Genomic DNA, 10,286 nt, shown 5'->3' with positions numbered 1-10,286 from the left:
CGCCCCCCATGCCTATGGATCCGAAGAACTGCAGAGGCTTTGTCGAGAAGCTCTGGAGGAATTTGACGGTGATTAGGTCGAGGACGACCCTGACGGTTCTCGATATTCCGTATTTCGATTTGCCCCGCCGCCTCGGATGATGCGTTGTTTCGACCTCGGCGATCCGCACCCCGTACCAGCTCGCGACGGCCGGGATAAACCGGTGCATTTCGCCGTAAAGCCGGAGATTCTTTATGACATCCCTCCGGTACGCCTTCAGCGAACAACCGTAATCGTGTAGCTTCACCCCTGTCACCCTGCTGATGACCCAGTTTGCTATCGTCGAGGGCAGTCTTCTGCTGAAGAAGGGGTCCTTTCTCTTTTTTCGCCATCCGCTCACGAGGTCATGATCCTTAATGAGTTCTAGGAGTCGCGGGATATCTTTCGGTTCGTTCTGAAGGTCTCCGTCCATGGTGACGATAACATCTCCCCGGGCAAAATCAAATCCGGCAGCAAAGGCCGCTGTCTGGCCGAAATTCCTCCTGAGGCTGAGGACGATGACATGAGGGCTTCGGCTCTGAATCAGCTCAAGGAGGGGGAGGGTCCTGTCGGTGCTCCCATCGTCCACGTAAATGATTTCGTATTCAATGCCGGCCTCCTCAAGGGAGGCCTTGAGTTCTTCGTGGAGGGTCTCGACATTCTCCTCCTCATTATAAACCGGAATAACAATCGATACCGTCATCAGTAGCTCCCTATCGCCGGCTCCTTCATGCCTTGAAAGTTAGAGCAGACGAAGACCGAATACTCCCGCAGGAGTCTGCCCCTGTCGAAGACCTTTACGGGACGTTCTTCACAGTCCAGAAAGGCATCTTTGACCTGAGGGGTCAGCGCAGCACCGCCTATTGTAACAAAAATCCCCTGGTAATGGATAAGGCGATCGAAGCCGGGCCAGAGATCGTATTGGTTCATTCTCCTCCCGCTGTTCATGCAGTAGGTTACGGGATGCCCTTTTACGTAAAAAGCGAGTTCGCTCGAATCCTGATAACTGTCGGTAAAGATGAAAGCCCCGCCCTTTTTCAGGGCGTCGGTGTAAATCTGAGACACATCCCGGCCGAGGTCCTTCCATCCCCGGAGCCTCGCCGAAGGGTCTAGTTTCAGCGGCAGATGGAGCATTGCAGGGTAATGGGCGACTGCGGTCACGGTCAGGGAAAGGCTTGTAGCGGCGATCACTAATGCCTTCACTGAAAACCTCTTCTCTTTCCAGGGAACAATGAATACCGCTGAGAATGCGATGAGGCACGTTATGTAGCCGGTCATCGCCCAGTTTGCCTGGACCTTCCCCTGAATGCTCTTCAGGGTGAAGAAAAGCAGCACGGGGACTGAGAACCAGAGGAGGAAGCGCTTCTTCTCCCCGCCCGCTACCTTCCACAAGGAGATGACGACCAGTACGAGCAGGATCGGCGTAACCACGCCGAGTTGGGAGCCGACAAAGTCAAAGAAGCTCGCCGCGGAGAACTGAAGGCCGTCATGTATGTGCGCCTGACCCGCGGTGTGTCTGATCGTCACCCATTGGTGTTGCGCGTTCCAGACGATCACGGGACTGAAGATGACCAGACCGATGAGAAGTGCCAGGTACGGCCGGATCGTCCCAAGGAGCGCCCTCCCTTTTTTCGAAGCGATAAGGTAGAGAAACGCGCAGAGCGGAAAAAAGGCCATCGTATATTTCGTGAGGAGTCCGAGGCCCATGGAGACGCCGAGCAAAATCCACGAAAGGATTGACCCGCGCTCCATACCGGGTGAAGCGTTGTCGATCTCCCGCTGCGCCTCTCCTTCAGTTCCGGCCCCCGGAAGGAGGTGGATCGTTTTCCAAAAAAGGTAGAGCGAAAGCGTCCAAAAGAAGAGAAAGGGGGAGTCGATGGTGAAGAGCAATCCGAAGGCCGAGTAGAGCGGGATGAGCTGAAAGAGAATCGCAGAGGCGGTTCCGGCTGCATCGCCGTACATCTCTCTGCCGAGCCTGTAAAGCAGGATGCTCGTGAGTGCCGAAAAGATAACGGCAAGGAACCGGACTCCCAAAACAGTATCTCCGAAGAAGAACGTGCCGAGACCTATGAGATACGCGATCATCGGTCCCTTGGAGTAATAGCTCAGATCCGGCCTCCGCGACCACTCCCAGTAGTGCGCCTCATCGGGGCTTAGGTCGAGAGGGCCATGGAGGATGTAGTAGATCCTGAAGATACTCAGCCCGAGGAGAAAAACGAAGAGAACCGTTGTCTGCGGCTGGTCCTCGTAACGGCGTTCCGCCCAGATGTAGAGAGCGACAACGGACAAGGCCGAAAAGGAGCCGACTATGGCGCCGGCGAGGACATCGGACGGATAGTGCACCCCGAGCGAGACCCTCGAATAACAGACGAGTGCCGCGACGAAGAGAAAGAATGCTGCGAGAAGAGAAGAGAGTCTTTTTGAAATTCCCTCGAGGCTTTTCAGACGGAGACCCGCCAGAAGGAGGAAGGAGACGGCAAAGGCGACTGAGTTCGAGGCATGGTTCGAAGGCATCGAGGGAGATTTGCTGCAGCCGGCGAGGAGATGGACATTTTCGAGGATGTTGCAAGGCCTCTCTCTTCCGATGAGATGTTTCAAGGTATTCCCCGCTCCGTCAGCCAGGATGAAAGCGAGGACGGATAGGGCGACGATTATGAGCGCCTGTTTCCTCCCCTTGATGAGAAAAAAGACGACGAATGGAAGGATTATGAGGTATGACCTGTTCGTGATTACCGGCATGATAAGATCGAAAAATCGGTTCTGAAGCTCCCTGTTTATCACGAAGAATAAGTTGACGTCGAGCTGTGTCAGCCAGTCGGACATGCTATATAATATCACAGCATGAATCCCGTTCATTTCAGGCCGGACGATTATTGTGTGCTATTCGGGACGGCTCCTTCCTTATTTGGAAGAAACGGGATGGTAAGCATGCCGGGGACGGTGAGAAGGCATACAATTACAAAGAAGAGGGGATAACCGACCTTTTGTTGAACCCAGCCGGAGATGAACCCGGGGAGCATCATGCCGATCGCCATTATACCCGTTGAGATGGCATAATGGGAGGTCTTGTACGGGCCTTTGACAGCGTACATGAGATAGACCGTAAAGACAGTGAACCCCATGCCGTAACCGAACTGCTCCAGCGCCACCAAAGGATAAACCATCGCAAGGGGGGGCAGTGCATACGCCATGTAGACGAAGAACAAGTCAGGGAGGTGCATCGTGATCACGAGCGGCCAGGTGCATCGGCGGAGTCCATACCGGGATATGAGCCAGCCCCCAAGCACTCCTCCCAGCACCAGCGCGATAATGCCTACCGTACCATAGACGAGGCCGACCTCCGATGTGGTAAGCCCAAGCCCTCCATCAGGTCGGCCATCCAGCAGAAACGGCGAGACCAGTTTAAGCAGCATCGCCTCGCCCAAACGGTAAAACAGTATAAAAGCCACGAGAACGCCTATCTTTTCCTGCCTAAAATAGGCGGAGAAGACATCCCTGAATGCAGGTCTTCGGACGGCGCCTGCAGTCAGACGGCTGCGGTCGGTCGTCGGGTGCGGGAGAACCGCATAATGATAGAGCCCGGCGATCATAAAGATCCCGCCACTGATACCGAGGATCGTCATCCAGGCGGCAGGGATACTCCCCGATACGGTCTCGGCAACTCCTGCGAGATACACGAGTAACCCCGAACCGAAAATCATCGCAAGCCGGTAGAATCCGGACCGAAGGCCGGTGAAGAAGGCTTGATCTCTTCCCGTGAGGGCGAGCATGTAATACCCGTCAGTGGCGGTATCATAGGTCGCAGAGATGAAGGCGCCGGCCATGAACGCGCAGATTGAGGGGAAAAAGAAATCCGGTCTGCCTACCGCATAGGCGATGAAGACGAGAATCGACGCCATCGCCCCCTGGGATGCAAGCACCCAGGTACGCTTGGTCCATGTGATATCGAGGAGCGGAGCCCAGAACATCTTTATCACCCAAGGAAGGTAGAGCCAGCTTGTCCAAAAGGCGATGTCCGCGTTGTCCACACCCATCCTCTTAAAGAGTATGACCGATATCGTGTTGATGAGGACGTAGGGCAGACCCTCACCAAAATAGAGTGTCGGAACGAAGAGCCATGGATTGCGGTATGTGGTTTGCGGCGGCGCCATGAAGGGAAGGATATCAGATTATGAAGGAATCATCCAGTCGAAAAATCAACAATTAACCCCTTAGTCCGTTTTGCGTGTAGGACTTAACAATGCGGACAATGTAGATCATCAACAATTAATTCCACCCGAAAGTAAGACCGTTCATGAGCGACTGTCTGAGAATACATTCTTCTTGAACACCTCATCCCTTGAAGCTGTCAGCCACCAAACCTTACGCCCAGAAATCAATGTTTCTTCTTGACACCGGTCCGATAGTCGAAGTATAAAAGAGGTATTTTTTGGGAAGGGACCCATGTAGACGGAAGAACTCGATAACATTACAAAAGTCATATTAGCTTGACCGCGATAATATGATAACTCAAGTAGTTACACCCGACATGACATCTATGGTGGATTGCGGAGAATGAAAAATGCCGGAGTTATCGAGTTAACTAGCTAATAACTGGTTATCTGGTAATTACGACCAGAGATAAGTACAAACAGAAATAAGAAGGGAGAAACTTAGACAATGGGAGATTTTTTTCCTTTCGCAAAATGATTAGCCCAGTTCTGATTAAGATTATTTATGTTATAGGTATCATTCTGATTATCGGCAGCACAGCGCTTTATGTAAGGCAATTTACCTCAGGGGCAGAACGTGTTCTATACGGATTCTCTGCAGTTTTGATTGGTAATCTACTATGGAGACTTGTGTGTGAAAGTTTGATCCTGCTCTTTAGCATGCATGAACTGTTAAGTTCCATAGAGCATGAGACAAGAGGAAAGAAAGACCTAATCGAGGAATAGCAGTAATTATTCAAGGACATGTAATAGAACTTGAGATCAGATAACAAAACGCTCAAGAGGGACACGGGATTCGCCGTTATTCTTTTTTCCGTCTTGGCGCGATTGCTCCCGCGCCCCTTAGCTTAGTCGTTGGGCGGCATAAACATTCTACGTCTCACGCATTCGCCAGAACAATGAACATTGCAGAGCTTTGGTACTCGATAGAACGGAGCGATTGGGAACACGCACTTGAGCGTTACTGGCAGTTCGTTCAGCCACGTAATCTCGAACTCGAACGAGCCCTTGACTCTCTGAACGTCGAAAGACTGCGGGGCCTCAGCGCTCGCGGATGGTATGACTTCCTTCATGGCGAGTACTTTCGCTGGAAATACACCGCGCCAAATCGCTATGCGACCACAACCATCCAACTCAAGAAGTACCTAGACGGTGGCGAACTTGATGAGCTGGATCACATTCGGCTGCAGTTACTCTCATTGGATTGCAGCGACATCAGGCGAGGTCTAGTAACCGCAAGAAACATCCGAGGCTTGGGAACGGCTGGCGCGTCCGGCTTGCTCTCTCTCATGTATCCGCGCTGCTTTGCCACGGTGGATCAGTTTGTTGTAAAGGCGCTCCGGTTGGTTCCTGGGCTTCCAGCCGCGGATGCCGTAGCCATGATGAACCCGGACAACTTGGGCATCTCGGATGGCGTGCTGTTGATCCGCATCCTTACTCAGAAGGCGAATGACAACAACCGAACGTTTGGCACATCGATGTGGACGCCACGCAAGATTGATATGGTTCTTTGGACCTATGGGAGGTGAAGTGGCGCCATGCCGCCCAACAGTGGAATGCACCGGACCTGCTCGAAAAGCCGCGCAGGCAGGTGATTTTGAACGTTGCTCTGTCTTTCTTTCGAAAACCTGCAGTAGTTTCGATCTGTCATGCCTGTGATGTTGTCGGTGCTAATGACATCTGGCAATATGAGAAAGAAGCGTTCTTTCCGTGTAGCAATGAGCGGGTTACCTTTAAATCAGCTGACAGTCATCCCCATATCGCTTTTTGTTATAACGTCTTCAAGGACTACTACAACAAGAGAGTTAGTGCTTTGAAAATGTCCTCTGTCTGACCGCTTCATAGAGGCATATGGCTGCCGATGTCGCGACATTGAGGCTTTCTGCCTTGCCGAAGATCGGAATCCTGATAAGAAGCGATGCCTCCTTCTTAAGGATGTCGCTCACCCCGTGAGCCTCGTTGCCGAAGACAAAGGCCAAAGGTTGAGAAAGGTCAGCCTGGTAGATTTCGGTTGTTGCCTTTACATCGGCCACGGAGAGGCAGACGGATTTTCCCCTCAGCCACGGAATTAACGTAGCCGCCTCTGAATAGACGATGGGGAGATTGAAGATGCTCCCCGCTGACGACCGCAGCGCCTTCGGCATGAAGGCATCACATGTCTCCGGAAGCATGATTACACCGTCCGCACCGGCAGCGTCGGAGGTCCTGATGATCGTGCCGAGGTTGCCCGGGTCCTGGATGCCGTCAAGAATCACGAGGAGAGGGTTCTCAAGTACAGGCAGGGTATCGAGGGCGGAGGGCTCGTAAGATGCTGTCGCGATGATGCCTTGCGGCGCCTCTGTGTCCGAGAGCATCGAGAGGACGTGAGCGGTGATCCGGAACATTTCGGCACCGTGCTTTGTCAGCTCTTTCAAGAGGCGGGTTCTCTGCCTAAGAGATGCAAACTCTTCGGTGAAGAAGACTCTCTTCAGGGACGTCCCCGATTGAAGCGCCATCTCGACGAGATGCGGGCCCTCTATGAGAAAAGCCTCATGTTTGTACTTTCGCCTTTTTTCTCTTACGGCGACCGCCTCTTTCACCCGGGGGTTCGACGTGCTCGCTATGTCGGTATATCGCATGCCTTTTCGCGGCTTCCCTTTTTCAGAGGATACCATAGCGTGTAGGGAAAATTCATTTTGTTCCCGCCATACCCGTCGTTCAGGTCGCACGGTCATGCGGTCGGAGAAGCCTGGAATCACATTTCTATCGAGGCATCCTCAAAGACGATCTTCCCTCTCAATGCCTGTGACTTCGTAGGGATCGAATGGTAGATTACCGTGATTTTCCCGCTCCGCCCTTGAATCCTTGCGATTGTCCCGTGTAATATTTATCCATGGACAAGAAGAAGATACTCGTCGTCGACGACGAGCCGGATATTGTCGAATTAGTCTCCTATAACCTCAAGAAAGAGGGGTTCGAAGTCTCGTCTGCCTCTGACGGAGAAGAGGCCCTCACAAAAATGAAGAAGGGGAGCTTCGATTTCTTCATCCTTGACCTCATGCTTCCGGGCATTCAGGGCATGGAACTCTGCCGAATCCTCCGAAACGACCCGAAGACAAAAAATGTTCCGATAATCATGCTTACGGCAAAAGGGGAGGAGGTAGACAGGATACTCGGCCTCGAGTCGGGGGCTGACGACTACATATCGAAGCCTTTCAGTCCGAGAGAGCTTGTGGCGCGGATACGGGCGGTCTTGAGGAGGAGTTCAGAGAAACCAGCGGTGGAGAAGGTGATAAAGGTGGGGGACCTCTTGATCAACAGGGAGACCTATTCCGTGACCAAGAGGGATGTGCCGCTGACCCTCAGTTCCACCGAGTTCAAGCTTCTTCTCTACCTCGTCGAAAGAAAAGGGAAGGTCTTCAGCAGGGAGCAGCTTCTCGATGCGGTATGGAAGGACGAGTCCTTCGTCGAGCCGAGGACTGTGGACGTGCATATACGGAGGTTGCGCACTCAAGTCGAGGACGACCCTTCAAACCCGAAGCATATAAAGACGCGAAGAGGAATCGGCTACTATGTCGACGCGGGCATATGAAGCGGGGTATCTTCAGGCGCATCTTCATCGTATACGCCATCGTCATGGTGCTCTCGGGCGTCTTCGGTGAAGTCTACATAACCTCCGCGGTCAGAGCAAACTATATCGCCAACCTCAAGAAGAGCCTGTCTGCCGAGATAAACCTCATCTCGAAAACCATATCTTTCAGAGAGAGCGGCTCGGACAGCCTCTGCAGGCAATTGAAGGAAGAAACCGGAGCGCGGGTGACGCTCATCGCGAATGACGGAAGGGTCATCGGCGATTCCGATGCCGATTCCGCCCGTATGGATAATCATCTCCACCGGACCGAAATAGAGCAGTCACTCCTGTTTGAGACGGGCGCCGGGATTCGTCACAGTGATACCCTGAAATACGATCTCCTCTATGTCGCGAAGAGGGTTTCTAAAGGAGAATACACGGAGGGGTTCATAAGGCTCGCGGTGCCGCTCAAGGAAGTGGACAGTTCCGTGAATCTTCTCAGGATCAAGATCATCTTCATCATGGGCATCATTCTTCTCGCGACATGGCTCTGCGCGATCTGGCAGATAGACCATCTGAGGCGACTTCTCAGGCAGATTACGGATTTCTCGAGGTCACTATCGGCCGGCGAAATAGACAAGAGGCTCTTCCTGAGGAATGCCGGCGAATTCAACGAGATCGCGGAGAACCTCACCTCTATGTCCGTCAAACTGCAGGGCATGATGAATCAGAGCGAGGAGGAAAAGGGCCGTCTCAATGTCATCCTGAAGAGCATCCCCGATGCCCTCCTCATCATAGACGCGAAGGGGAGCATCACCCTTTCGAGCTCTTCCGCACGGGAATTCTTTGGCGATATCCCGATGTCCGGCATGAGGTTCGTCGAGGTGATACGGAATCACGAATTTGCCGGTTTAATGGATGAAGTGCGTAAAACCCTCTCGCCCGGGATGATAGAATTCAGGATCGACGCCCCCGTAGAAAAGTATCTCAGCGTGAGGGTGTCGCCGCTCTTTTACAAAGAGAGGGAACTTTCCGGTTTCGTGGCGGTCTTCCACGACATTACGCAGATCGAAAGACTCGAGCAGGTGAGAAAGGACTTTGTCGCCAACGTCTCCCACGAGATAAAGACCCCCATCACGGCGATCAAGGGTTTTGCCGATACGCTCCTCGAAGGGGCCCTCGACGACCGCGAAAACGCCGTAAGGTTTATCGGAACGATAAAGTCCAACAGCGAGCGGATAAACGATCTTGTGGACGACCTCATGACGATCTCGAAGATCGAACTCGGTGTCATAAGGGTCGAAAAATCCCTGACCGACATCGATGATGTCTTCCGGAATGTCCTCGAATTATTCAAGGACAAGGCCGATGCCAAGAACCTCTCCCTGACCGTCTCGAACGGGCCGGGAGTCGTGGAGATCAATGCCGACAAGAACCGGCTCATTCAGATATTGACCAACCTCCTCGACAACGCTATCAAGTTTACCGAATCGGGGGGCGTCACCCTAGGATTTGATAGAGAAGATGAGAAGACCTTCTTATTCGTCGAAGATACGGGCATCGGGGTCCCCCCGAAATATCTGTCGAGACTCGGGGAACGGTTCTACAGGGTCGATCCCGCGAGATCGCGGAAGATGGGAGGCACCGGGCTCGGCCTCGCGATCGTAAAACACCTCGTGAGGGCCCACGGGTGGGAGATGCAGATAGAAAGCACCCCCGGCAAGGGGACACGGGTGAAGGTCTTTATCGCATGAAACGATTCTGAGCCTTTGCTTATCGACCGCTCGCCGTCCATATCTCCATGATGAAGAAGCATGTATTCCCGGAAAATTTCTTGTGGGGAGTCGCCACGTCGGCCTTTCAGCTCGAGGGCTCGCCGAATGCAGACTGGGCCTCATGGGATTCACGTCTCAGTGAAAAACCGGATGTGACGAACCACTATAGACTCTATCGGGAAGATCTGGCCCTGCTCAAGGAACTCGGGGTGAATGCCTATCGTTTCTCCCTGGAGTGGAGCAGGATTCAGCCGCGGGAAGGTGTCTGGGACGATAGGGCGATAGCGCATTATCAGGAGATCATCGACATACTCGCTGAGAACCGCATCGAGCCCATGGTGACCCTCCACCACTTTACGCACCCCCTCTGGTTCTTAAAGAAATGTCCCTGGCATGAAGACGCGTCGGTCGATACATTTCTCGCCTATGTCGAAAAGGTCCTCTCGATATTGAAGGGCGTGCGGTATTGGATAACCTTCAATGAACCTTATGTCCTCCTGCTCGGCGGCTACCTTGAGGGATGCATGCCGCCGGGGGTTAAGGACGCTTCTTTGGCGCTCAGGGCATTGAACAATATCCTTCTCGCCCACGGGAAGGCGTACGACCTCATCCATACGAGCATGCCCGACGCGATGGTGAGTGTCGCCCACAACATGGCCGCCCTCGCCCCGTGGAAGAGATGGAATCCCCTTGACAGGCTCCTCGCGAAGATCGCGAAGTACTTCTACAACC

At 53.1% G+C, this 10,286-nt stretch carries 8 protein-coding genes; 4 read left to right on the top strand and 4 right to left on the bottom strand.

Annotated features, from left to right (window positions below; translation table 11 throughout):
- The 3 genes from VEI96_12880 to VEI96_12870 all read right to left on the bottom strand — a co-directional run.
- Positions 1–721 (bottom strand): glycosyltransferase family 2 protein (locus VEI96_12880; protein ID HXX58887.1); only part of this gene is annotated, 721 nt, incomplete at its 3' end.
- The gene (locus tag VEI96_12875; GenBank protein HXX58886.1) at positions 721–2,856 is read right to left on the bottom strand and encodes a glycosyltransferase family 39 protein; all 2,136 of its coding nucleotides are present in this window, start codon (positions 2,854–2,856) and stop codon (positions 721–723) included. The genes VEI96_12880 and VEI96_12875, both read right to left, overlap by 1 nt.
- A gap of 32 nt (positions 2,857–2,888) precedes the next feature.
- Positions 2,889–4,169, bottom strand: coding sequence for an MFS transporter (locus VEI96_12870; GenBank protein HXX58885.1), 1,281 nt, complete (start codon positions 4,167–4,169; stop codon positions 2,889–2,891).
- Between the two features lie 959 nt (positions 4,170–5,128).
- Here VEI96_12870 and VEI96_12865 point away from each other — a divergent pair.
- Positions 5,129–5,758 (top strand): hypothetical protein, encoded by a 630-nt coding sequence (locus VEI96_12865; protein HXX58884.1) that lies wholly within the window; start codon positions 5,129–5,131, stop codon positions 5,756–5,758.
- Between the two features lie 276 nt (positions 5,759–6,034).
- On the opposite strand, the gene VEI96_12860 is transcribed toward VEI96_12865, so the two are convergent.
- Positions 6,035–6,847 (bottom strand): RNA methyltransferase, encoded by an 813-nt coding sequence (locus tag VEI96_12860; GenBank protein ID HXX58883.1) that lies wholly within the window; start codon positions 6,845–6,847, stop codon positions 6,035–6,037.
- Between the two features lie 254 nt (positions 6,848–7,101).
- Here VEI96_12860 and VEI96_12855 point away from each other — a divergent pair, with 254 nt between their 5' ends.
- The 3 genes from VEI96_12855 to VEI96_12845 form a co-directional block, all read left to right on the top strand.
- Positions 7,102–7,800, top strand: coding sequence for a response regulator (locus VEI96_12855; protein ID HXX58882.1), 699 nt, complete (start codon positions 7,102–7,104; stop codon positions 7,798–7,800).
- Positions 7,797–9,533 carry an ATP-binding protein gene (locus VEI96_12850; GenBank protein ID HXX58881.1) on the top strand — a complete coding sequence of 579 codons (1,737 nt, stop codon included), beginning with the start codon at positions 7,797–7,799 and terminating at the stop codon, positions 9,531–9,533. The genes VEI96_12855 and VEI96_12850 overlap by 4 nt, the downstream gene beginning before the upstream one ends.
- A 47-nt stretch (positions 9,534–9,580) precedes the next feature.
- The coding region (locus VEI96_12845) for a family 1 glycosylhydrolase (GenBank protein ID HXX58880.1) at positions 9,581–10,286 on the top strand (706 nt) is incomplete at its 3' end.

The organism is Thermodesulfovibrionales bacterium, from assembly GCA_035622735.1.
Lineage (GTDB): Bacteria > Nitrospirota > Thermodesulfovibrionia > Thermodesulfovibrionales > UBA9159 > DASPUT01.
The sequence above is the reverse complement of the archived record's forward strand: the minus strand, read 5'-3'. Positions and strand labels throughout refer to the sequence as shown.

Bases quoted from the DNA above. Each gene is read 5' to 3' on its own strand.
- VEI96_12870 (HXX58885.1), bottom strand. From the start codon at position 4,169: ATGGCGCCGCCGCAAACCACATACCGCAATCCATGGCTCTTCGTTCCG.
- VEI96_12865 (HXX58884.1), top strand. From the start codon at position 5,129: ATGAACATTGCAGAGCTTTGGTACTCGATAGAACGGAGCGATTGGGAA.
- VEI96_12860 (HXX58883.1), bottom strand. From the start codon at position 6,847: ATGCGATATACCGACATAGCGAGCACGTCGAACCCCCGGGTGAAAGAG.
- VEI96_12855 (HXX58882.1), top strand. From the start codon at position 7,102: ATGGACAAGAAGAAGATACTCGTCGTCGACGACGAGCCGGATATTGTC.
- VEI96_12850 (HXX58881.1), top strand. From the start codon at position 7,797: ATGAAGCGGGGTATCTTCAGGCGCATCTTCATCGTATACGCCATCGTC.